Source organism: Gilliamella sp. LMG 34361 (genome assembly GCF_984569075.1).
The window spans coordinates 452,152-476,815 of the sequence record NZ_OZ474903.1 but is presented as its reverse complement, the minus strand read 5'-3'; the positions used below and the strand labels follow the sequence as shown (position 1 = coordinate 476,815).

Sequence of the window (24,664 nt, the reverse complement as noted above, 5' to 3'; positions counted from 1 at the left end):
GACGAGCATTGCTCGTCTTTTTGGTTATTGATAAAGTGCCTGTAATGGTATCACACTGTGAGCAGGATCGTAATCTAGCGCCGACGTTGTGGCATAAGCAGCATTCATGGTGGTATCGTAATGGACTTTATATTGGATAGCACTACGACGCAGGATTTTAGAGGCTTCAATGGCTGCTCGCCCTGACGTTGTGTTAAGAATATAACTGTACTCGCCATTTTTAATATGGTCATGAATATTGGGCCGACCTTCATTCTCTTTTTTGACAATTTGGCAGGCAATTCCTGCTTGTTGCAATGCTTTTGCCGTGCCAAGTGTGGCATCAATGCTAAATCCATGAGCGATTAATCGTTTAGCAACTTCTAATAAACGTGGTTTATCTTGTTCACGAATAGAAAGTAACGCTTTGCCAGATTTTTTCATATTCGACAAGCTACCAAGTTGTGCTTTAGCAAAGGCTTCAGCAAATGTTTTACCCATTCCCATAACTTCACCGGTTGAGCGCATTTCTGGTCCTAAAATTGGGTCAACACCGCTAAATTTGTTAAATGGTAATACCACCTCTTTAACGGAATAATAAGGCGGAATCACTTCTTGAGTGACATTTTGCTTGGCCAGCGATTGCCCTGTCATGACGCGGGCAGCAATTTTAGCCAGTGGTAAGCCTGTCGCTTTCGAGACAAATGGCACCGTACGGGCTGCACGCGGATTAATTTCAATCAGATAAACTTGATTATCTTTGACAGCAAACTGTCCATTCATTAAACCTTTTACGTTTAGCTCGAATGCTAACTGTTTAGCTTGTTTACGCAGTTCAGCTAGAATTTCAGGACTTAATGTATACGTTGGTAGCGAACAAGCTGAATCACCCGAGTGAATACCGGCTTGTTCAATATGTTCCATAATGCCACCAATAACGATTTGTTCGCCATCGGCAATCACATCAATATCTACCTCAATGGCATCATCTAAAAAGTGGTCAAGTAATACTGGCGCATTATTTGACTCACTCACCGCAGTTTTAAAATAACGGCGTAAATCTTGTTCATTGTAAACAATTTCCATTGCTCGACCGCCTAATACATAAGATGGGCGCACCACGAGTGGATAACCGATTTGTTCTGCTTTGATTACCGCTTCATCAATATCGGTTACGGTGGCATTAACTGGCTGTTTTAACTTTAATTTATCGACTACTTCTTGAAAGCGTTTGCGATCTTCGGCTCTGTCTATGGCATCAGGTGAAGTACCAATAATTGGAATTCCGGCTGCTTCAAGGGCTCGTGCCAATTTCAGCGGAGTTTGTCCACCATACTGTACGATTACGCCATCAGGTTTTTCAACATGAGCAATTTCAAGTACATCCTCAAGAGTAACTGGCTCAAAATAGAGTCTATCGGAAGTATCGTAATCGGTTGAAACAGTTTCTGGATTACAATTTACCATAATGGTTTCAAAACCATCTTCACGTAAAGCCAATGCAGCATGCACACAGCAGTAATCAAATTCAATGCCTTGACCAATTCGATTAGGCCCACCGCCCAAAATCATAATCTTTTTACGATTAAATTGTGGTTGTGCTTCACACTCTTGTTCATATGTTGAGTAAAGATAGGCTGTATCGGTTGAAAATTCAGCAGCACAAGTATCTACTCGTTTATAAACTGAGTGAATATCATATTGCCAACGTAGATCTCGCACTGTTTGTTCTTGGCAACCTAGGAGTTTGGCGATACGAAGATCCGAAAATCCTTTACGCTTAAGCTGCCATAATGCCTCTTGATCAAGATTTTCAATCATTTGCTGTTTTAAGCGATTTTCTATTTGGACTAACTCTTCAATTTGCACTAAGAACCAACGATCAATATGGGTTAATAAAAAGATTTCATCCAGCGTGAAACTAGCACGAAACGCATCAGCTAGATACCAAATACGCTCACTACCAGCTTCCTGCAATTCATAACGAATTTTAGTTAGATTCTTTTCATCACTATAATTATCGATTTTTTCGTCCAATCCACTGGCGCCAACTTCTAAACCTCGTAGTGCTTTTTGCATGGATTCTTGGAATGTTCGGCCAATGGCCATCACTTCACCAACTGATTTCATTTGAGTAGTTAAGCGATCATTACAGCCAGCAAATTTTTCAAAATTAAAACGTGGGATTTTAGTCACGACATAATCGATAGAAGGTTCGAAAGAAGCAGGTGTTTTTCCACCAGTAATATCATTGCAGAGTTCATCAAGTGTATAACCAACCGCTAATTTAGCCGCGATCTTAGCAATAGGAAAACCAGTTGCTTTAGATGCTAACGCTGAAGAACGAGATACTCGAGGATTCATCTCAATGACAATTAATCGTCCCGTTTGTGGATCAACCGAAAATTGCACGTTTGAACCGCCAGTTTCAACACCAATTTCGCGCAATACCGCAATTGAGGCATTACGCATGATTTGATACTCTTTATCTGTTAAGGTTTGTGCCGGTGCAACCGTGATTGAATCACCGGTATGAATGCCCATTGCATCGAAGTTTTCAATCGAACAAACAATAATACAATTATCGTTTTTATCCCGCACGACCTCCATTTCATACTCTTTCCATCCAATCAATGATTCATCAATAAGTAATTCATTAGTCGGCGATAAATCAAGGCCTCGAGTACATATTTCCTCAAATTCTTCTTGATTGTATGCTATACCGCCACCGGTTCCTCCCATTGTAAAAGAAGGACGAATAATACAAGGAAATCCGACTTGTTCTAGTACCGCATAAGCTTCTGTTAATGAGTGAGCAATACCAGAACGAGCTGTATCAAGACCAATTTTTTTCATCGCCTGATCAAAGCGTTTGCGATCTTCCGCTTTATCAATCGCATCGGCAGTAGCACCGATCATTTCAACATTAAACTCTTTTAATACACCCTGTTTTTCAAGCTCTAATGCACAATTTAATGCCGTTTGCCCCCCCATTGTCGGTAAAATGGCATCAGGTCGCTCTTTCTCAATAATTTTACGCACACATGTCCAGTGGATAGGCTCAATATAGGTAGCATCAGCCATTTCTGAATCGGTCATAATGGTTGCCGGATTCGAGTTAACTAAAATGACTCGATAGCCCTCTTCACGTAATGCTTTACATGCCTGAGCACCGGAATAATCAAATTCACAAGCTTGACCGATAACGATTGGACCAGCGCCAATAATTAGAATACTGTTAATATCTGTTCGTTTAGCCATATTATTGCTCCTGCTTATAAATTTTAATTAATTCGATAAAGTGATCAAAAAGTGGCGCAGCATCGTGTGGACCTGGACTGGCTTCCGGGTGTCCTTGAAAACTAAATGCAGGTTTCTGATTATGATGAATCCCTTGTAATGAGCCATCGAATAACGATCTATGTGTGGCGCGTAAATGTGCTGGCAAGGTGCTCTCATCGACAGCAAATCCGTGATTTTGTGCGGTAATCATGACACGATTATTTTCTAGATCCTTAACAGGATGATTACCACCATGATGACCAAATTTCATTTTGATAGTTTTAGCTCCACAGGCTAGTGCTAGCAATTGATGCCCTAAACAGATACCAAAAACTGGAATATCAGTAGTCAGAAACTGCTTAATCGCTTCAATAGCATAAGTACAAGGCGCCGGATCTCCTGGACCATTTGATAAAAAGATTCCATCTGGATTCAGTGCCAACACTTCATTTGCTGGCGTTTTAGCGGGAACAACAGTTAACTTACATCCACGCGCAACTAACATCCGTAATATATTTTGTTTCACGCCAAAATCATAAGCAACCACATGGTAAGGCAATTCACTTTCCGCTTTTGGTATAGGATGCTGTCTGGTCCAAATACCATAAGTCCATGTGTAACTTTCCTTACAAGTCACTTCTTTAGCCAAATCTAATCCACTTAACCCTTTATAATTTAGTGCCTCTTGTTTGGCATTTTCGGCTTTATCTAATAAGGTCTGTTTATCATTTGCGGTAATAATCACACCATGTTGTGCCCCTTTTTCACGTAAAATACGGGTTAAACGACGGGTATCAATATCCGCAATAGCAATTACATTATGCTTTTTTAAATAACTGGAAAGATCCATTTCACTTCGATAATTGCTCGCGATTAGCGGTAGATCGCGAATAATCAATCCTTTTGCATAAACGCGATTAGATTCCTCATCGGCACTATTGGTGCCAACATTACCAATATGCGGATAAGTTAATGTAACGATTTGCTCACTATAAGACGGATCGGTAAGGATTTCCTGATAACCGGTCATTGACGTATTAAACACCACTTCACCAACGGTTTGTCCGTTAGCACCAATTGACTTACCGATAAATTGTGAACCGTCTTGTAACATAAGGAGGGCATAAGTTTGCATGATTAAACAACCTTTGATTAAATAATCAATAATTATGAATAATAATTCATTTAATTATTTTTTTAAGATCTGATGTTTGGTCATTTTATTACACTTTTTTGAACAAAAAAAGCAATATTATAAAAAATAATTGAATAATAAAATCTAATTTTTTAGACAATTCAAAGGCTAAAAAATAATATTAACTAAATTTAAAATGTTTAACTTGAAATTGCATAATTATTCAAATAGAATCATAACAATATTCACCGCTATTAGGAGCTCAATATGCACGGTTTTTATCAACGTCATTTTTTACGTTTACTCGACTTTACACCTGAAGAAATTAACCAGCTGATTCAGCTTGCTATCAAATTAAAAAAAGCCAAAAAAGACGGTAGCGAAAAAAAATATTTAGCGGGTAAAAATATTGCCCTTATTTTTGAAAAAGACTCAACTCGTACTCGCTGTGCATTTGAAGTTGGTGCATTTGATCAAGGTGCACAAGTTACCTATTTAGGGCCAAGTGGTAGTCAAATCGGACACAAAGAGTCGATTGCCGATACCGCTCGGGTATTAGGTAGAATGTATGATGGCATTGAATATCGTGGTTATGGGCAAGAAATAGTTGAGACTTTAGCAAAATATGCTGGCGTGCCGGTATGGAATGGTTTAACTACCGAAGCACATCCAACGCAAATTTTAGCTGATTTTATGACGATGAAAGAACATATTGGTGAGCGAGCATTAAACAGTGTTAAATTTGCCTATTTAGGTGATGCAAGAAATAATATGGGCAATTCCTTAATGGAAGGTGCTGCATTAATGGGAATGGAAATTCGCTTAGTTGCCCCAAAAGCTTGCCAACCAGAAGCAGAGTTAGTAAAAAAATGCCAAGAAATCGCCAAAACCACCGGCGCCAAAATTATTTTAACTGAAGATGTTGCTTCAGGTGTTAAGGATGTTGATTTTCTTTATACCGATGTATGGGTATCAATGGGCGAACCGAAAGAAGTGTGGGACGAACGAGTAAAATTATTAACACCATATCAAGTCAATCAAAATGTGATCACATTGACAGGCAACCCAGATGTTAAATTTATGCATTGCTTACCTGCTTTCCATGATATGAATACTACTGTGGGTAAACAAATGGCTGCCCAATATGGTTTGCAAAATGGTTTAGAAGTGACAGATGAAGTCTTTGAATCAAAACACAGCATCGTGTTTGACGAAGCGGAAAACCGCCTCCATACGATAAAAGCGGTAATGGTTGCAACGTTAACTAAAGACGAATAATATAGTTGATTATCACTAATGCTTAGCTTGATTTAGCTAAGCTGTTTTTTGCCGACTTTAAGTCGGCATTATTTTATCTAAAAGACCTTTAATATAATGACTACAAAACAAGAGCGAAATAGAGACTTTAAAAAATATGTGCAATTAACTAATCCTATCCATTTACTCGCGGTGGGTTTAGGGTCTGGTATGTCACCTATTATGCCCGGTACGATGGGATCAGCAATGGCTATTCCCATTTGGTTTCTATTTGATGGTTTGCAACCGTTTTTATATTGGGTGTTAATAGTTGTCGCTTTTATTTTTGGTTGTTTTTTATGTCAAAAAACGTCGGATGATACCCACACTCATGATTCAGGCCATATAGTATGGGATGAATTTGTCGGTATGTGGATTACCCTATTTTTTATTCCACAGCTCTGCGTTTTATGGGTTGCTATTGCTTTTGTTGCTTTTAGAGTCTTTGATATGGCAAAACCTTGGCCAATCCGCTGGTTTGATAAACGCGTGCCGGGTGGATTTGGTATTATGGTCGATGATGTGATCGCCGCAATCTTTTCATCATTATCGGTTTATGCCTTAACCTTTATCATTTAAAGATAGATTTATCTTTAAATGATAATTTACTTGAAGTAATAATTTACGACTAAAACATTTTCTGTGACCAACCTAGTTTGCTCGAGAGATTATTAAAATAATCATAATCTTTAGAATGGATTAAATTAAATTCATAATCTGAGCGGCGAATAATCACATCTTGTGTCGGTCTAATGGGTAAAATAATTTGACTATCGCAAGCAATATTAAGATCCAAAGCAGTAGTAGGAAATTTAAGGTGGATAGGATTATCACTTTTTATTACTAATGGTCTAACCGCTAACGAATGTGGAAACATTGGTGTAATAATTAATGCATCTAAATGTGGTGCAAGGATTGGGCCACCTGCCGATAGTGAGTACGCAGTCGAACCGGTCGGCGTTGCAATAATCAAACCATCAGCACGCTGCGAAAATGCGTTACGCTCGTTGATATAGACATCATAATCAATCATATGGGCAACCGTATTTGGGGTAACCACTATTTCATTTACCGCAAAACCAGAATTAATTAACTGACCATCACTATAGATAGATACTTCCAGCAAAAACCGAGGATCATCATCATATTCACCTTTGATAACTGGGGTTAATTGTTCGATGACATGATCATGAGAAATATCAGTTAAAAAACCTAAATTACCACGATTTACGCCAATGACTTTGATTTTATAGTGTGATAAGTGACGGGCTGAACGCAACATATTGCCATCGCCACCCACCACAATGGCTAAATCGGCTTGCTCACCGATGGCATCTAATGATGCATATATATTGCTTGGAAATTTAATATATTGCACTAATTGATCTTCAACTAAAACTTCAATACCTAAGTTAACTAGCCAGTCATACAGTACCTGGTGAGTTTCAATCGCCTCTAACTTACGCGGAATCCCAACCAAACCAACACATTTAAATGGTCTACCCATAAAATATCCTTGTTCATTTTAGACTTAAGTACAATTATTTTTTTAGTTACCGATTAAAAAAACACGATATCATCTTATCGTTAAACTTGTAATAATAAAAATTATCCCCATAATAACTGTTATTCACTAAGTTTTCGACTAAATTTGGAGTACCCTATGACTGAACAAGAGAACAATATGTCAGAAAATGAGACAAACACTCAAACCGCTACTGAGCAAACAACTGAAGAACAAACCCCATCACAACCAAGTATTGAAGAGCAGTTAAAGGCTAAAGATGCACGCATTAGCGAACTTGAACAAGCACTGCAACTTGCTAAGAAAAATGAAAGCGAAGCAATGATTCGTGCTCGAGCTGAAATTGATAATGTTCGCAAACGTGTTGAGCAAGATGTGGATAAAGCACGTAAATTTGCGCTAGAAAAATTCTCAAATGAGCTGCTACCAGTGATTGATAATCTTGAGCGTGCGTTAGAATCTACCGATAAAAATAATCCAGAACATCAAGCAACGGTAGAGGGGTTAGAGTTAACCTTGAAATCATTTTTAGATACGGTCAAGAAATTTGGTATTGATGTGATCAATACTACTGATTCCCAGCTCAATCCTGATCTACATCAAGCAATTAGTATGGTTGAATCGCCAGAACATCAGTCTGGACAGATTGTAAATACTATCCAAAAAGGCTATACACTTAATGGCCGACTCATCCGACCGGCGATGGTGATTGTCGCTAAATAATAGCAAGTTTAATAAAAAAACCGCCAACTTAGTGGCGGTTTATGCTATCGATTCTTTTGCTCTTCACGAGCTAGCTTTTTCATCTTTTGTTCAATACGTTGACGTTTTAATGGCGAGAGATAATCAACAAACAGTTTACCTTTTAAGTGATCCATTTCATGCTGAATACAAATTGCTAATAGTTCATCGGCATCAATTTCATAAGGATTACCCTCCCGATCTAACGCTTTGATCTTGATTTTTTCTGATCTTGGCACAAATCCACGGCAGTCAGGTATCGACAAACATCCCTCTTCAATGCCAGTTTCGCCTTCTTGGTTTATCACTTCAGGATTGATAATTACATAAGGTTGGCTTCGATCTTCTGATACATCAATCACAATGATCTGCTCATGCACATCCACTTGTGTCGCTGCAAGTCCAATACCATTTTCAGCGTACATGGTTTCCATCATGTTATCGATAATTTCTTGTAGCTCTGGTGTAAAATTAGAGACAGGCTTTGCGATTTTGCGAAGTCGTTCGTCTGGGAAACGTAATACCGGTAAAATAGCCATAAATTCTTCGATCTACTCCTCAATTTTGTGTTTTTTCAGATTCGCCTACATTGTAAACATTTATGATGCCGGTGAATAGCCTTAGTTGACTATTGGTAAAATATATCTAATCAATTCTAGATATGGCACCAAGCAACAATATAAATAAAAAGGACAGTAATGAGTAAATATGAATTTTTATTACGAATTTCAATGCTTGGTCATAAAAGAATGGGCTGTTTTGAGCGAATTAGTCTTTGCTTTAGCAATGGTCTGCCGAATAACATCAATGATGTCGCGTTATTATTAGAAAAAATAGGCTTATCAAAAACACTTCAAGAGCGCTTTTTTCAAACCTCTTATCTTCATTTTGAACCAATACTTGATTGGTTAGCAACACCACATCCTGCCAAATATTTGATTGCTTATTGTGATCCCGATTATCCAATGTTACTAAAGCAGATTAGTTCACCACCATTATTGTTATTTGTTATGGGCAATAAACAGTTATTACATTCACCGCAAATTGCAATGGTGGGTAGTCGTGAATTTAGTGAGTATGGCGCACAATGGGGACGGTATTTTGCTGGCGAATTAGCCATTAATGGTTTAACAGTGACTAGCGGACTGGCCCTCGGGTTGGACGCTATTTGCCATCGCGGTGCACTTGAGGTATCAGGAAATACTATTGCTGTTTTGGGTAGCGGTTTAGCGCAAATTTCGCCACGTTCGAATCTTAGATTAGCAAATGATATTTTGGCACAAAATGGTGCAATCATTTCAGAATTTTATCCATCTGAAAAAGCAAGATCCGAATATTTTCCTCGTCGCAATCGTATTATTAGTGGATTAAGTTTAGGGACATTTGTAGTTGAGGCATCGGAAAAAAGCGGATCACTTATTACCGCTCGTTATGCGCTTGAACAAAATCGCGATGTGTTTGCATTGCCGGGTGATATCGATAATCAAAATAGTCATGGCACCCACTACTTAATTAAGCAGGGCGCCTATTTAGTCACTCAACCGACTGATATTTTAGAACACTATAGTGGCTTTTTATCCACAATTGATAGACAAAGTAACCTTGCAAACAAAGAGAGTGCTACTATTTTATATCCTGAAATTTTCGCTGTTATCCACCATCACCCAATTCCAGTTGATACCATTGCAAACCTTGTTGATTTACCTATTCCTGAACTAACCATTAAATTATTAGACATGGAAATAGCAGGATTAATTATCACTGTCACTGGTGGCTACATTCGTAACCGGACCAAATAAAATTCTATAATAAAAAAGTTGAGGAACGAGGTTTTTTAACATAAAAACCGCTATAAAAATGAAGTGACCCCATAAAGTTGGACACTTTTATTAAGCGGTTTATAAATATGCTAAGCGTTTTATTTATCGTCTACTTCAAGAGCGATTTCAGATAAGATAATGCCGGTATTATCAGCATAAATAAAGTCGCCAGAGAAAAATGTCACACCGCCAAAGTTAACGCGAAGATCAATTTCACCAACGCCTTGATCATCAGAGCCAACCGGAATTGCTGCTAATGCTTGTACACCGATTTCAGCATCGGCAATATAATCAACTTGGCGAACAGCTCCATAAACGATGATACCTTCCCATTGGTTTTGCAGGGCTATATCGATTAATTCAGCATCGATTAAAGCTCGACGTACCGAACCACCGCCATCAATAACCAGTACTTTACCTGCGCCATTGGATTGTAACACTTCGTACAATATGCCGTTATCTTCGAAGCATTTCACTGTGACAACCTGACCTGAAAACGAAGTCACACCACCAAAGTTACTAAATATCGGTTCTACAACGTTAACATCTTCTGGGTAGTAATCGCATAGAATTGATGTTTCAAACTCCATGGTCGAGTCTCCTTTAACTGTAATATCTATTCAATTCTAGTATAACGCCAACATTAAGTAAAACGATATAAATTTGATATAAACGTGAACTAGCTCAAAATAATACCCAAACAATAAAGTAAATTAGTTAATAAAGCAAGTTTGACCATTTGTAATAGTAACGGGAAAGCATCTTTTGCTGTTTTAAATTGAAAAACGGCATAAATATGTTCAATTAACAAAGGTAGACTGAGCATAAATAGCCAACCCCAACGAGGATTTAGATAACTATAGGAGAACATGCTAAATGAGCATAATGAGATCACCAATAATAGAAGGTGATAAACTCGCCCACGATCTTTGCCCATTAAAACTACCAGTGTTCGTTTGTGATTCATTCTGTCACTGTCTATATCACGAAGATTATTAATATTAAGTACTGCAACGGACAATAATCCACAGCCTAAAGCTGGCAAAATAATCGGTATTGGTAATGTTTTGGTTTGTAAATAATAGCTTCCTGTTACACTAATTAGACCAAAAAAGATAAGAACAGATAGATCTCCAAGACCTATATAACCATAAGGTTTTTTACCTACCGTGTAAGTTATTGCTGCAATAATAGATAATATTCCTAATAGTATAAAACTTAAAATTTCATAAATATTATTACAAGCTAAATAAATTAAAGTCAGTCCAAATAAAATACATAAAAAAGTATTAATCCATAATGCTTTTTTTAATTGATTAAGCGTAATTAAACCTAACTGCAACCCCCGTTTATGCTCAGTTAAGTTTTGATCATCGCTGCCTTTAATCGCATCACCATAATCATTGGCTAGATTCGATAAAATTTGCAGCAATGATGCGGTAATAATTGATAAGAGCATAATCAGTGGATCAAAAGACCAACTCCAATACGCAAGCACATTACCCATCAAAATGGAACAAAGTGATAATACTAATGTTTTAGGGCGTAAACTAATCATCCATGGATAATATTTATTGGACATACAACATATTATTTATTTAAAAAATCAAGCATTCATCATATCAGTAATCAATAATATATTCACGTTTTTAGACTAACTAATTGAAGGTTTATTATTAACTTTCTGATTACTTGAGCGCATCAATTTTTTTATTTTTTTGAAATATCTTCTCACTTTGCCTTCTCGTAGTGCAGCAATAAAAAAGCCTAACGAGCCATATATTGCCCCAAGAAAGAGAATCATAAATATGTTAAATAAATTATCTGATAAACCTAATCCCATCTGGTTGACACCGGCAATCATATTGGTCGCCCAAGTTGATGGTAACATTCGCGATACTGTCTGTACCCATAACGGCATAGCATCAAGCGGCCATATGGTACCTGATAAGTAAAATACGGGTGTAGTCAGAAAGGCCAAAGTGAGATAGATCATCTCGGTTCGGTGTAAACATTCAGTGAGTAATTTACTTAAACCTAACACGCCTAATAATAGTGGAAATGTCATCACCAAAATCGCCGGTATGCTAGCTAATTGCCGATAACCAAGCACCCAAGGCCATAATCCAAACAAGACTAAAGACAAAAATAGCCAGATTGGAATAAGACCGCATAAACTTCCGAAGATAACAATCCTTGGCGGCTTACCTTGTGGCAAGGAGTGTAAGGTGATATTAGTACGAGTTGAGGCTATCAAAAAGGAGTGTTGCAACAACATGACTAATAATCCAGGAAAAGTTATTGCCGCAAAGCTGATGCCGGCGTTATAAAGAGGCATAGTTTGCCCTTTTATCGGCGATAAGATGATATTAATTTGCGGATCAGAAAAACCGGCATTACGCATTACCCGGGTATTATATTCGGTTAATATTTGTTGATATATTCCTCGAATATCAACTTGTATCAAACCATTAGCTAAACGGCTAGAGGCATCTCCATAGGCAGGAATGGTCACGTCTTGACCGTTTAAAAGACGTTTTTCAAAATCCCTTGGGATGGTAAATACCGCAAATAATTTCCGACTGTTAATATCATCATAAGCTTCTAAAGAACTTTCATAAGTAATGACATCAATTTTAGAACTGGTATTTAAAGAGCGAATCAAACTTCGACTGGTGGCAGTATGATCCTGATCCACAATCGCAACCGGCAAATTGGTAATAGTGCCATTAATATAAACCAAGCTCATTAACGAAACAGATACTAATAGCAATAACCACATTGGTCGCATGAGCATATAGAAAAACATTTTTACAGCTGAAGATAAAAATAGCTTAAGCATCCCAATATTGCCTCTTACTGTGAATGTAAACGTTTGACTAAACGTTTTCTAACTAATACTGTAATAATGATTGGATAGATCATTAAAATACCACAGGTTTTTAATACGGATAGATAACTAGAATGTCTCAAAAAGAGATCGAACAATTTATTGAGCGCATAGGTTAAAGGCTCTAGTGATGAGATAAACCTTGCTATCCAAGGCATCGATAATTCAGGCACCACTACCCCCGAATAGGTTAATGCCAATCCAACCAATACACCGATATAGGTATAGGCATCTAATACTGTTTTAGTAAATGTATAAAGCAAAATACCAATACTTTGCGCCGCAATCACATAGAAGAACACGACCAACATCATAGCGAATGGCGAACCAGATACCCGGGCATCCGAAAATAATACCAGCATAGCTATTTCAAACATCAATAACATGGTATACCAAATGGTATAAGGGGCTAATTTACCTAATACAAACGGATAATTAGGCCGAGTCCTTTTAGGTAATCGCGACAGAATATGAATCGTTGTGGTCACTACAAATAATTGTAACAGATGTACTACCGCAGAAAATTGCTGGAAGTACATTGAGTTACCACTAGCATTAAATAACCCATCATAATTGAAATTAACTTGCGCAAGTTTCGGTACCGGTAAACCAATACTGGTTGCCATAGTGGTACGATATTGAGTGTTTAATGAGGCAATTAACCCAGAATAATCCATGATGGAATATAAACCAGCACTATAATATAAGGCATTATAATAAAGCATCGGTGTTGGTTGATGACCGGCTAACACATCGGCTTCAAAATTAGGCGGTATATAGAGAATGGCGTATATTTTAGCTTTCTCTAAATCACGTTCAGCCATTTTTAGCTGATTATCATAATTTGTTAGATTTGCATGTGCTCCAGCGTTAAGATCGCGAATAATTTCACGAGATAAGGTACTTTTATCTTGATCAACAAAACCTACCGGCAGATCAAATAGTACACCTCGATAGAAGATACTGCTGATAATAACAAAAATAATCAGTGGTAATATCCACATTAACCAATGGAAAGTAAAACGCTTAAATATGACGGGGATTTCATCATTAAATGCATCTTTAAACCGATGCCAAAAGTCTGAAATTAGTTGTCTATTTTCCATAATGTGCTCATACCTGCGCGTAAGCCTTCAACAGGTTTAGTTGGATAAAGTCTAATTTCAAAGGTTTTTAAATCGAAATCACCTGTCGCCCGCGTAGCACGTTTGGTGGCATAATCACCCATTGGTGAAATAAAACGCACCTCAGCTTCAACTTCTTTATTACCAAGCGCTGGAACTTCCAGCTTAACATGGTCGCCTTTATGAATATTTGGCATAATATTTTCACGAATGTTAAACACAAAATAGGCTTGTGGTAAGCGAATAACCGTTAATAGTGGGCTATTTGCATTAAACAATTCCCCGACTTCAGCAGGAATTGAACCAACTTCACCATCGACAGGCGCTTTAACTTGCAGATCATCATATTGAATCTGTAGTTGTTTAAGCTGCTCTTGAGCCTCTTTTAATTTAGCATTATAGATTTCGCGTTGTTCAACGCGATCACCATTTTGCGCTTGGTCTAAATTTGCTTGAGCGGATAAAACTTGTTGATGAGCCGCATCACGCGTCTTAAGGGCATTATCCAATATTGATTGCGATACAAAGCCTTTTGCAGAAATTGCTTTATTGCGATTGTACTCTTTCGAGGCGTTGTCATAAGCAACTTTAGCTTGTTCAAGTAATGCTTCATAATAGCGGATACTTTCTTCACGAGTGCCGTTTTGCGAAAGTTCAACTTGCGCTTTAGCTTGATCCCGCCCCGCTTCAGCTGCTTTAACTTGGGCTAAAAGTTCAGGACTATCGAGCGTAATTAAAACATCATTTTGTTTAACATCATCGCCTCGATTGACATGAATAACTTGCACTCTCCCCTTGGCTTTTGAGGAAATGCTAACATTGGGTGCGTCAACTTCGCCTTGCAAAATAAGCTGGCTATTATGAGCACGTATTAAGATCGTCATCGAAATTAAAATAACAATCAATGCAATAACAATAAATATTTTTTTATTCATAAATTCATTTTGAGTGACATTTGTAAGATAAGGCCTAAAAGAACTAGGATAATTGTATGCAATCGAGAGTTAATATACATCAATAATGATTACTATATCACAGGATATAGTGCTTTACTTAAACAATCAAAACTATATTTCTATAACAAAGTAAAGCTACTACATGGGATTATTTACAACTACATTAAAGGATATTCTATTGCACCCTTAAATAAATTTCAATAATTGTAAACCACCATTTCAATAGATTTCATTTATAAATGTTATCAGTCAAAAGAAATAGATAAAAACCTACTTATTTAGTATGATATTTTTTAGTTGAAATAATAAGGCTTGAAATATGCAAAAAATAATTATTATTGGTGGTGGAGCCGGCGGTTTAGAACTCGCTACCGACCTAGGTGATAAGTTAGGCAAAACGGATAAAGCTCAAATAACCTTAATTGATAAAAACAGTTATCATCTATGGAAACCATTATTGCATGAAGTTGCAACTGGTGTACTTGATGAACAAGTTGATAATATCTTTTACGCCTCTCAAGGACAACAGCATAATTTCGAATTTACCCAAGGAACTTTCACAAACCTTGATCGTGACAAAAAACAAATTACTATCATCAATCATCAAAACAAAACAGTAGCTGTTAATTATGACATTTTAGTTATTGCCATTGGTAGTACTTCTAACGATTTTGGTACTCCAGGTGTAAAAGAACATTGTATCTTCTTAGATGACCAAAATGCAGCTATTCGGTTGAGAGAAACCCTAATCAATAAATTCACCAGTTTTTGCTCCATCATCGATGATGATCAAAGCCGTGATGAAGATAAAATCCGGATTGCTATCGTTGGTGGTGGTGCGACCGGTGTTGAATTAGCTTCTGAACTGCCACACATGGTGGAAGCATTTGGCGCCTGCGGCCATAATAAAATGTGTTCCGATCTGTTGGATGTGTCCGTTATTGAAGCAACCGATCGAATTTTACCTGCTCTTCCTGAAAAGACCGCTGCAAGCATCACTAAAACACTTGAGAAACAAGGTATTCATGTATTAACTAAAACCATGATTACCAAAGCTGAAAGTGATGGATTTTATCCAAAAGAAGGCGATACCCTTAAAGCAGATATTATGATCTGGACTGCGGGAGTTAAAGCACCGGATTATTTGAAAGAAATTGCTGGGTTAGAATCAAGCCGTTCTAATCAATTGGTGGTAAAACCAACATTGCAAACTTCACGTGATGATAGTATTTTTGTTATTGGTGACTGTGCTTATGCGATGCAAGATAATGGTCGTGCCTCACCACCTACCGCTCAAGCTGCACATCAAATGGCAAAAATCTGTTATGAAAACATCATCAATATACTAAATAACAATCCATTAAAATCATTTAAGTATACCGATAATGGCACAATCATTTCTTTACACGATACCGCACAAGGTGTGGTGAAAATAGCAGGAAAGAGTGAAATGAATGTAAAAGGCTGGTTTGCACTCATTATTCATCGATTGTTGTATCGAATGCATCAAGCTAGTTTGTTAGGTATTTTCAAAACGATCCGCTTTGCTCGTGCCAGCAAATTTATGTACAAAACGAAAGCTAGTTCCATTTTTAGTAATCGCGATTAAGTACTCAATCACACCATTAACAGCTAGTTAAAAGATTTTTAATTAGCTGTTTTATATTATACTATTATCTTAATTGATTAAATTTTATAAGTAATAGTTTATGCGTTTTATTTTCATTATTGGATTACTTTTCACTAGCTACACGGCTATAGCAGGTTATCTACCTCAAGATGGTGATATCATTTTCCAATCTTCTCAATCAAATCAAAGCAAAGCTGTTGAGCAAGCAACCAATTCACCTTATAGTCATATGGGTATCATTTTTACTAAAAATGGTAAACCTTATGTTTTTGAAGCGGCGAGTAAAGTGGTTTATACGCCATTAGATAAATGGATAAATCGCGGAAAAAATAAAAAATATGTGATTAAACGGTTAAAAGATCGTACTTTATCAGCTAAAGAAATTACCAAGTTAAAGCAAGTTGCCCACACATTTGAAAACAAACCTTACGATATTTGGTTTGGTTGGGATGATAATTATATTTACTGCTCAGAATTAGTTTGGAAAATTTACAATAAAGCGCTTAATTTAAAAATTGGAAAATTACAAACGGTTAAAGATTTTAACCTAACATCACCAGCAGTTAAACAAAAATTAAAACAACGTTATGGCGATAAGATCCCTTATCAAGAAACGGTAATTTCGCCGGTTGCGATGTTTAATTCACCACTATTAACCACTGTTGATAAGAACTGGTGATCTTAAATAAGTAACAATTTTTTTATTGGTGCAAAACTTTTTCGATATAAATGATTCACACCATGTTCTTCAATTGCCCTTAAATGGTCTTTCGTTGGATAACCCTTATGTTTAGCTAAGCCATACTGAGGGTATAGCTTATCAAGCTCGACCATTTCGCGATCACGCGTCACCTTAGCTAAAATCGAGGCGGCACTGATTTCTGCAACTAATAAGTCACCTTTAACCACCGCCTGAGTTTGGATACCAAAATTAGGGCAACGATTACCATCAACTAAAACATAATTTGGTTTGATTGGTAAGCCTGCCACCGCGCGTTGCATTGCTAGCATGGTAGCATGTAGGATATTGAGCTTATCAATCTCATCAACTGATGCTCTGCCAACACACCATGCTAATGCATTTTGCTTAATAATATCAAAGAGGGCTTCACGTTTTTTTTCTGTCAGCTTTTTAGAATCCGTTAATCCCTCAATCGTTTTATTCGGATCTAAAATCACCGCAGCAGTTACGACATCGCCACAAAGTGGCCCGCGACCAACTTCATCAACACCGGCGATTAATGTCGCATCCGGGTAAGTAAACTCTATTAACAAGAGGAATCCTCTAATACATCTAATACCGCCTGGGCAGCTTGTTCATCAGCATTACAGCGAATTTGTTTATGTAGAGCCAAAAATGTTGCTTTTAGTTCGGCATTATCACTTTCTAAAAAAGGAAGAACATGATTAGCGATATTTTCTGGTGTACAGTCGTGCTGTAATAATTCAGGGACGATTTCTTTACCTGCTAGAATATTGGGTAGAGAAACATAAGGGGTTTTGATGATTTTTTTTGCCAACCAAAAGGTAAAGGTTTTCATTTTATACCCCACTACCATTGGACATTTGGCTAACATACACTCAAGAGCAACCGTGCCAGAAGCCAAAATTGCAGCATTACTGGCAATCATCGCTTCCCGAGCATGACCATCTAATAATTGCAGCTTAAGCTCTGGTGCAATCTCTGCCTTTATTTGTTCAAATTCCGCTCTTCTTTTGCTATTCACTAATGGAACTACAATATGTAAATCAGGGAATTTATCACGTAACAATTGCGCTGCTTTTAAAAAAGGCTCAGATAATAATGTCACTTCGGCATGGCGACTACCAGGCAATAAGACTAAGCATTGGCAATCAACAGGAATACCTAACTGTTGACGCATAGCTGTTTGATCGGGTTCGAGGGGAATATCATCCGCCATTTTATGACCAATAAAACGACAAGGAACACCAAATTTATCATAAAAGGCTTTTTCAAAAGGCAAAAAAGCTAAAATAAGATTGGTATTGCGTTTAATTTTAAATACGCGTTTTTGCTTCCAAGCCCACACCGAAGGACTCACATAATGAATGGTTTTAATTCCAGCTTGTTTAAGTTTGCCTTCTAATGCAAGATTAAAATCCGGGGCATCAATACCGATAAAAATATCAGGTTTTAACTCGATAAAACGTTTAGTGATATCTCGACGAATAGCTAAAATACGACGTAATCGACCTAATACCTCAACAATGCCCATTACTGATAGCTCTTCCATTTCATACCAAGCTTGGCAACCTTCCGCTTGCATTAGTGGACCAGCAATACCGACAAATTTAATATTAGGATGGTGTTTTTTAAGAGTACGAATTAAACCAGCTCCAAGAATATCGCCAGATGTTTCACCAGCGACTAGGGCAACGGTTAAGGGTTTATCTGTCATTAACGAATAATGCCCCGGGTTGAACGAGCAAAAAAATCAATAAACAGTTGAACTTCAGGATACTGTTTAGCCAGCAATTCAATTTGAACTTTGGCATCGTCAAGGCTTAAGCCGTTTCGATAAAGAATTTTATAAGTGTTACGAATGGCCTGTAGCGCCTCTTTACCAAAACCTCGACGTTTCAATCCTTCATAATTAACACCATGTGGTGTTGCATGATTTCCTTGAGCAATAACATAAGGAGGGACATCTTGGGCAACGCCTGAACAACCTCCAACCATTACGTGAGATCCGATTACGCAAAATTGGTGCACAGCTGTCATGCCGCCAATAATGACATAATCATCTAACTGCACGTGGCCACCAAGTGTGGCATTATTGGCTAAAATACAACGATCACCAATAATACAATCATGAGCAACGTGCGCATTAATCATAAATAAATTATCGCTACCAATGCGAGTTAACTCACCACCTTGAACAGTACCTCGATGAATGGTCACACTTTCACGAATCAGATTGCGATCACCAATTTCAGTGCGTGTAGGTTCGCCACGATATTTTAAATCTTGGTTAACTTCACCGATTGAAGCAAATTGATAGATTTGATTATTTTGACCAATTCTGGTGTGTCCATTAACGACAACATGTGATTTTAAAAAGCTACCATCACCAATTTCAACATGCTCACCAATATAACAAAAAGGTCCGATTTTGACATTATCACCAATCTTTGCCCCCTTTTCTATTACTGAACTTGGGTGTATTTCCGTTGCCATAGCAATTCCTTAATACTTTTGGGATATTTCAAAAATCATTATTATTTACGCGCACACATCATTTCGGCTTCACAAACCAGTTTACCATCAACTGTTGCAACACCATGGAACAATGCAATACCACGACGCTCTTTAATATATTCTACATCAAGTACGATTTGATCACCTGGCACGACAGGACGTTTAAAACGCGCTTTGTCAATTGACGCAAAATAATAAAGTTGACCCGGGGATAACTCTTCAATACTTTTGAAAGCTAAAATACCAGTCGCTTGAGCCATTGCTTCTAAAATTAAAACACCAGGAAAAATCGGTTTATTAGGAAAGTGACCTTGGAAGAATGGTTCATTAAAAGTGACATTTTTAATGGCTTTTAATGTTTTGCCTTTTTCATAACTAAGTACGCGATCGACCATTAAAAATGGGTAACGATGCGGCAGTAAACTGATGATTTCTTCAATATCAAGAGTATTAAGTTCGGTAGTCAAAATAGCTATCCTTATACATTATTAAACTAAGTTTATTATAACTGAGGATACCACTTTCACTCAAGGAGTGATTTTTCACCTTGTTTTTATCGTTTCCAATAACAAATAAATCTAATTCAATATAAATTAATTATATAAATGATACGTAAAAACTATATTATACTATTAGATCAATATATAATATAACCGTTTTTTAGCAAAAAGATCTTTTAACTTGGAGAGTGAAATGAAATCATTTATTAAAATGACATTAATAAGCAGTGCTATCGTATTAGCGCTTGCAGGTTGTGATGAGAAAAAAACAACGGAAGAAACACCTGCTGCTACTGCTACGACAAATACTGTTGAAACTGCCTCAGCAGAAAACAAAGCAGAAAATAAGGCAGAAACAGCTAATGCAGCTGATAATGTAGAAAACAAAGATGCACAAGTAACTGAAAAAACAGATACTCAAAGCACTAAAGCCAATATTACAACTGAAGCTCAAAAAGAGTCCTATGCATTAGGTTCTTCATTTGCTGATTACCTAAAAACAAACTTAGAAGAAAATTATATAAAAGCTGACCAAGAATATTTAATCAGCGGCTTTGATGAAACAATGAAAGGGGCTTCACAACTTAGTAAAGAACAAGTGAAAACAATTTTAGATGCTTTCACTAAACGTATACAGGAAGAAAGCCAAGCTCGTTTTGAAAAACAAAAAACGGAAAATATCGAAGCTGGTGAAAAATTCCGTGAAGAGTTTGCAAAAGAACCAGGCGTAATAAAAACTAAATCAGGTTTATTATATAAAGTTATTAACGAAGGTACTGGAGCTCATCCAAAGGCTGATGATACTGTTATTGTTCACTATGTCGGTACACTAACTGATGGTCGTAAATTCGACAGCTCTTATGACCGTAACGAAACAGCAACTTTCCCACTTAACGGTGTAATCAAAGGTTGGACTGAAGGCATCCAAATCATCGGTGTTGGTGGTAAGATTAAATTAGTTGTTCCACCAGAATTAGCTTATGGTGATCAAAGCTTCCCAAGCCAAGGCGACAAAGCAACAATTACCCCAGCGTCAACGTTAGTGTTTGAAGTTGAGTTACTTGGTATTGATAACGATAAAGAGAACACTAACGAAGCTACTCCAGCGACTGAACCTGCACAAGAATAATTTGATGAATCCATTAAGTTATACATTGGTTATTATGGGTCCCGCTTATGGGACCCAATCTGCTTATTGTGCTTATCAATTTGCTCAAACGCTACTTTCAAATACTAACCATTCAATTGATAACGTCTTTTTTTATGCTGACGGTGTTTATAACGCCAACTGTTATACTGATCCAGCCAATGATGAGTTTGATCTCGTCAAAGCATGGCAAAAATTAGCAAAACAATATTGCTTAAACCTTGCGGTTTGCGTGGCAGCAGCTCAAAGACGAGGTATCAGTATAGAAAATCTAGCCACAAATTTTGAACTAACTGGCCTTGGTGACTTAAGTGAAGCGGTAGCAAGAGCTGATCGAGTTCTACAATTTTAAAAAAGGCAACTTATATGAAAAATGTCGCCATTATTATCAGTGCCCCACCACATGGCAATGCCAAAGGTCGAGAAGCATTGGATACTACATTAGCACTTTCAGCATTTAATCATATTTCTGTCTTTTTTATGGGGGATGGTGTTTTTCATCTATTACCCAATCAACATCCAGAAGATATATTGATGCGAGATTACATAGCAACATTTAATATGTTAGAACTTTATGATATTGAAGATGTTTATGTTTGTAAAACTTCGTTAGGTGAACGTAATTTAAACCAGATAGCGATCAACATTCCCAGCCAACTAATTGAAAATAGACAACTTAAACAATTGCTAGCCAGTCAAGACGCTATTTTACACTTTTAATTACCTTCAAAAACCCCGTTCCTCAACTTTTTTATTCTCTGATTTTATAACCACCCTATTGATACTTAATCTAATTTTGCAAGTGATAATAAAAATCCCCGTGGCTAAGCCACGAGGATAATTTCGAACAAACTTAGTAGATAAAATTTATATTAAACTAACTTTTTCATGTGATCAGCAATCTTTTCAGCCTGTTGACCAACAACAATTTGCACACCAGTTTTACCTAGTTTTATAACAGCCATGGCACCAAGTGCTTTAGCAGCTTGTTCATCAATCAAATCTGAATCATGAACATTTAATCGTAACCGAGTGATACAAGAGTCAATATTAGTTAGATTTTCTTTACCACCGACAATAACTAAATATTGTTCAGCAAGTTTAGAAACATCGCCTACTGTTGGTACGTTTTCTTCAGCTGTTGTCGTAGTATCGACCTCACGACCCGGCGTTTTAAGATTGAGTTTCACAATTACAAAACGGAATACAATGTAGTAAACAAAGAAGAATACAATACCTTGCACAATCAACATATACCAATGTACCGCTAATGGGTTACGAGATTGTAACAACATGTCGATTAGCCCTGCACTGAATGCAAATCCAGATATCCATTGCATTGTTGCAGCAATAAATAGAGAAATACCCGTTAAAACAGCATGAATTACATATAACACTGGTGCAACGAACATAAAGGCAAACTCTAATGGCTCAGTAATACCAGTAAAGAAGGCCGCAAAAGATGCTGCTAACATAATTGATGCCGTTTTATCTTTATTACCTTTTTTAGCTGTATGATAAATTGCCAGTGCAGCACCAGGTAAACCAAACATCATAATAGGGAAGAAACCTGCTTGATAACGACCAGTAATACCTGCAATCGCTTTACCAGAATCAATAGAACCTTGTCCGCCTAAGAAGTTAGGAATATCATTAACACCAGCAACGTCAAACCAAAATACTGAGTTTAACGCATGATGTAAACCAACAGGAATTAATAAACGGTTAAAGAAACCATAAATACCCGCACCTACTGAACCTAAATTCTTGATCCATTCACCAAAAGAAACTAATGCGCTAAATACCATAGGCCAAATAAAATATAGCACCACTGAAACAAATAGCATAACAATGGAAACAATGATTGGAACAAGACGCTTACCACTGAAAAAGGCTAATGCTTTATGTAGTTCGACAGAACTAAAGCGGTTATATAGTTCAGCAGAAATAATCCCAACTAAAATACCGATAAATTGGTTATTTATCTTGCCAAAAGCAGGGGATATTTGTGAATTCCAACCTTCCACACTAGTATCAACCCCTTCAAATAGGGCAATAGTATTTGGTGATAATAGTGTAGTAATGATTAAAAAGCCTACCAATCCAGATAATGCCGCTGCACCATCTTTATCTTTAGACATACCATACGCCACACCAATTGCGAAAAGGATTGGCATATTATCGATAATAGCACCGCCGGATTTAATCAAAAATGCTGCAGCAATATTGTTTGTTCCCCAACCATCTGGATCAATCCAATAACCAATACCTAAAAGAATTGCAGCAGCCGGTAATACTGCCACAGGCACCATTAATGAGCGCCCAATTCGTTGTAAATAAGCTAAAATCCCCATAAGTTTTACCTCATATTATTTTTTGGGAGTTACTTAAAAATAGTGAAATTTCACATCGTTAAGTAAAAGTGAGTAAGTCAACTATATTTGACATTATATTATTTTACTTCGCAAATTAAATATTTGCTTTTTGTGATTTATATCACGATTTTTTTTTGATTAATTAGTTTAATATAGTAGAATACCTTCAACATTTTTTACTTTAAAAAAAAAGTTTTTATTTAATTATATCAGAAGAGGCTATATTTTATGAGACTTATTCCTTTACAAAATGCGCAAGAAGTCGGCGCTTGGGTTGCGCAGCGTATTGTAAATAAAATTAATCAATTTAAACCGACAGCGGAACGTCCGTTTTTACTGGGCTTACCGACAGGAAGTTCACCATTAGTCATGTATCAACAACTCATCAAACAATACCAAGCCGGTAAAGTCAGTTTTAAACATGTAGTTACTTTTAATATGGATGAGTATGTCGGTCTTCCTGAAGATCATCCGCAAAGTTATCACACTTTTATGTATGAAAATTTCTTCAATCATATTGATATTGATAAAAACAACATCCATATATTAAATGGTAATGCGCCTGATATCGATCAAGAATGCCGTGAATATGAAGAAAAGATCAAATCTTACGGTAAAATCAATATTTTTGTTGGTGGTGTTGGTCAAGATGGGCACATTGCCTTTAATGAACCTGGTTCTTCACTTTGTTCAAGAACACGTATTAAAACCTTAACTGAAGATACAATTATCGCAAACTCACGCTTCTTTGATAATGATATCAAACAAGTTCCAAAACACGCGTTAACTATTGGTGTAGCTACATTAATGGATGCACAAGAAGTGATCTTATTAGTTTGTGGACATAACAAAAGTTTAGCATTACAAGCAGGTGTTGAAGGATGCGTTAATCATCTTTGGACCGTTACCGCATTGCAAATGCATCCAGCATCAATTATTGTTTGTGATGAGCCAAGTACTGATGATCTTAAAGTGAAAACACTTAAATATTTCCAACAAATGGAAGCTGATAACCTTAAAGTGACCGTTTTATAAAGGATAATT

The 24,664-nt window shown here is 36.9% G+C and carries 24 protein-coding genes; 10 read left to right on the top strand and 14 right to left on the bottom strand.

From position 1 onward, the window contains the following. Nucleotides 1-24: 24 nt before the first annotated feature. Entirely contained in the window at nucleotides 25-3,240 is a 3,216-nt protein-coding gene (gene carB, locus AC5LXI_RS02365) for a carbamoyl-phosphate synthase large subunit (RefSeq protein WP_493443362.1), read from the bottom strand. A gap of 1 nt (nucleotide 3,241) precedes the next feature. After that, nucleotides 3,242-4,396, bottom strand: coding sequence for a glutamine-hydrolyzing carbamoyl-phosphate synthase small subunit (gene carA, locus AC5LXI_RS02360; RefSeq protein ID WP_493443361.1), 1,155 nt, complete (start codon nucleotides 4,394-4,396; stop codon nucleotides 3,242-3,244). A 267-nt stretch (nucleotides 4,397-4,663) separates the two neighbouring features. On the opposite strand from carA, the gene argF reads away from it, so the two are divergent. Further along, entirely contained in the window at nucleotides 4,664-5,674 is a 1,011-nt protein-coding gene (gene argF / locus AC5LXI_RS02355; protein ID WP_493443360.1) for an ornithine carbamoyltransferase, read from the top strand. A gap of 96 nt (nucleotides 5,675-5,770) precedes the next feature. Beyond that, nucleotides 5,771-6,271 (top strand): phosphatidylglycerophosphatase A family protein, encoded by a 501-nt coding sequence (locus AC5LXI_RS02350; protein WP_493443359.1) that lies wholly within the window; start codon nucleotides 5,771-5,773, stop codon nucleotides 6,269-6,271. 49 nt (nucleotides 6,272-6,320) lie between these two features. Here AC5LXI_RS02350 and nadK read toward each other — a convergent pair whose 3' ends face one another. Beyond that, entirely contained in the window at nucleotides 6,321-7,199 is an 879-nt protein-coding gene (nadK, locus tag AC5LXI_RS02345; RefSeq protein ID WP_493443358.1) for an NAD(+) kinase, read from the bottom strand. Between the two features lie 156 nt (nucleotides 7,200-7,355). Between nadK and grpE the strand changes: the two genes are divergently transcribed. Next, nucleotides 7,356-7,940 carry a nucleotide exchange factor GrpE gene (gene grpE, locus AC5LXI_RS02340; RefSeq protein WP_493443357.1) on the top strand — a complete coding sequence of 195 codons (585 nt, stop codon included), beginning with the start codon at nucleotides 7,356-7,358 and terminating at the stop codon, nucleotides 7,938-7,940. A 44-nt stretch (nucleotides 7,941-7,984) separates the two neighbouring features. On the opposite strand, the gene def is transcribed toward grpE, so the two are convergent. Then, a complete protein-coding gene (gene def / locus AC5LXI_RS02335; RefSeq protein WP_493443356.1) occupies nucleotides 7,985-8,497 on the bottom strand; it encodes a peptide deformylase in 513 nt (170 codons plus the stop codon). Nucleotides 8,498-8,656: 159 nt separating this feature from the next. Between def and dprA the strand changes: the two genes are divergently transcribed. Next, complete coding sequence (dprA, locus tag AC5LXI_RS02330) at nucleotides 8,657-9,757, top strand: DNA-processing protein DprA (RefSeq protein WP_493443355.1); 1,101 nt, start codon at nucleotides 8,657-8,659, stop codon at nucleotides 9,755-9,757. Between the two features lie 119 nt (nucleotides 9,758-9,876). Here the strand turns inward: dprA and rraA are convergent, their stop codons facing one another. From rraA to AC5LXI_RS02305, 5 genes are all read right to left on the bottom strand, one after another. After that, on the bottom strand, nucleotides 9,877-10,368 hold the full coding sequence (rraA, locus tag AC5LXI_RS02325; protein WP_493443354.1) for a ribonuclease E activity regulator RraA: 492 nt from the start codon (nucleotides 10,366-10,368) through the stop codon (nucleotides 9,877-9,879). 89 nt (nucleotides 10,369-10,457) lie between these two features. Continuing rightward, complete coding sequence (locus tag AC5LXI_RS02320; protein WP_493443353.1) at nucleotides 10,458-11,360, bottom strand: 1,4-dihydroxy-2-naphthoate polyprenyltransferase; 903 nt, start codon at nucleotides 11,358-11,360, stop codon at nucleotides 10,458-10,460. A 72-nt stretch (nucleotides 11,361-11,432) separates the two neighbouring features. Continuing rightward, nucleotides 11,433-12,620 carry an ABC transporter permease gene (locus AC5LXI_RS02315; RefSeq protein ID WP_493443352.1) on the bottom strand — a complete coding sequence of 396 codons (1,188 nt, stop codon included), beginning with the start codon at nucleotides 12,618-12,620 and terminating at the stop codon, nucleotides 11,433-11,435. Between the two features lie 14 nt (nucleotides 12,621-12,634). Continuing rightward, nucleotides 12,635-13,774, bottom strand: a complete 1,140-nt coding sequence (locus tag AC5LXI_RS02310) for an ABC transporter permease (protein WP_493443351.1) — start codon at nucleotides 13,772-13,774, stop codon at nucleotides 12,635-12,637. After that, entirely contained in the window at nucleotides 13,756-14,727 is a 972-nt protein-coding gene (locus AC5LXI_RS02305; protein WP_493443350.1) for an HlyD family secretion protein, read from the bottom strand. The genes AC5LXI_RS02310 and AC5LXI_RS02305 overlap by 19 nt, the downstream gene beginning before the upstream one ends. Nucleotides 14,728-15,067: 340 nt before the next feature. Between AC5LXI_RS02305 and AC5LXI_RS02300 the strand changes: the two genes are divergently transcribed. Both AC5LXI_RS02300 and AC5LXI_RS02295 read left to right on the top strand, forming a co-directional pair. After that, a complete protein-coding gene (locus AC5LXI_RS02300; protein ID WP_493443349.1) occupies nucleotides 15,068-16,357 on the top strand; it encodes an NAD(P)/FAD-dependent oxidoreductase in 1,290 nt (429 codons plus the stop codon). A 100-nt stretch (nucleotides 16,358-16,457) separates the two neighbouring features. After that, the gene (locus AC5LXI_RS02295; protein ID WP_493443348.1) at nucleotides 16,458-17,057 is read left to right on the top strand and encodes a YiiX family permuted papain-like enzyme; all 600 of its coding nucleotides are present in this window, start codon (nucleotides 16,458-16,460) and stop codon (nucleotides 17,055-17,057) included. Nucleotides 17,058-17,059: 2 nt separating this feature from the next. Here the strand turns inward: AC5LXI_RS02295 and rnhB are convergent, their stop codons facing one another. Genes rnhB through fabZ form a run of 4 tightly spaced genes read right to left on the bottom strand, consistent with a single transcriptional unit; the run spans nucleotide 17,060 to nucleotide 20,065 of the window. Further along, nucleotides 17,060-17,647: a ribonuclease HII gene (rnhB, locus tag AC5LXI_RS02290; protein WP_493444233.1), complete on the bottom strand. Its 588-nt coding sequence runs from the start codon at nucleotides 17,645-17,647 to the stop codon at nucleotides 17,060-17,062. Next, nucleotides 17,647-18,798, bottom strand: coding sequence for a lipid-A-disaccharide synthase (gene lpxB, locus AC5LXI_RS02285; RefSeq protein ID WP_493443347.1), 1,152 nt, complete (start codon nucleotides 18,796-18,798; stop codon nucleotides 17,647-17,649). Before lpxB ends, rnhB begins: the two co-directional genes overlap by 1 nt. Then, the gene (gene lpxA / locus AC5LXI_RS02280; RefSeq protein ID WP_493443346.1) at nucleotides 18,798-19,577 is read right to left on the bottom strand and encodes an acyl-ACP--UDP-N-acetylglucosamine O-acyltransferase; all 780 of its coding nucleotides are present in this window, start codon (nucleotides 19,575-19,577) and stop codon (nucleotides 18,798-18,800) included. The genes lpxB and lpxA overlap by 1 nt, the downstream gene beginning before the upstream one ends. 41 nt (nucleotides 19,578-19,618) lie before the next feature. Further along, nucleotides 19,619-20,065 (bottom strand): 3-hydroxyacyl-ACP dehydratase FabZ, encoded by a 447-nt coding sequence (gene fabZ / locus AC5LXI_RS02275; RefSeq protein ID WP_034882348.1) that lies wholly within the window; start codon nucleotides 20,063-20,065, stop codon nucleotides 19,619-19,621. 226 nt (nucleotides 20,066-20,291) lie between these two features. Here fabZ and fkpA point away from each other — a divergent pair, with 226 nt between their 5' ends. Genes fkpA through tusC form a run of 3 tightly spaced genes read left to right on the top strand, consistent with a single transcriptional unit; the run spans nucleotide 20,292 to nucleotide 21,965 of the window. Further along, complete coding sequence (fkpA, locus tag AC5LXI_RS02270) at nucleotides 20,292-21,227, top strand: FKBP-type peptidyl-prolyl cis-trans isomerase (RefSeq protein ID WP_493443345.1); 936 nt, start codon at nucleotides 20,292-20,294, stop codon at nucleotides 21,225-21,227. A gap of 4 nt (nucleotides 21,228-21,231) precedes the next feature. Further along, nucleotides 21,232-21,597 carry a sulfurtransferase complex subunit TusD gene (tusD, locus tag AC5LXI_RS02265; protein ID WP_493443344.1) on the top strand — a complete coding sequence of 122 codons (366 nt, stop codon included), beginning with the start codon at nucleotides 21,232-21,234 and terminating at the stop codon, nucleotides 21,595-21,597. A 14-nt stretch (nucleotides 21,598-21,611) separates the two neighbouring features. Then, a complete protein-coding gene (gene tusC / locus AC5LXI_RS02260) occupies nucleotides 21,612-21,965 on the top strand; it encodes a sulfurtransferase complex subunit TusC (RefSeq protein ID WP_493443343.1) in 354 nt (117 codons plus the stop codon). Nucleotides 21,966-22,117: 152 nt separating this feature from the next. Here the strand turns inward: tusC and nagE are convergent, their stop codons facing one another. Continuing rightward, entirely contained in the window at nucleotides 22,118-23,599 is a 1,482-nt protein-coding gene (gene nagE / locus AC5LXI_RS02255) for an N-acetylglucosamine-specific PTS transporter subunit IIBC (RefSeq protein ID WP_493443342.1), read from the bottom strand. Nucleotides 23,600-23,848: 249 nt separating this feature from the next. Between nagE and nagB the strand changes: the two genes are divergently transcribed. Continuing rightward, entirely contained in the window at nucleotides 23,849-24,655 is an 807-nt protein-coding gene (nagB, locus tag AC5LXI_RS02250; protein ID WP_493443341.1) for a glucosamine-6-phosphate deaminase, read from the top strand. Nucleotides 24,656-24,664 lie beyond the last annotated feature (9 nt).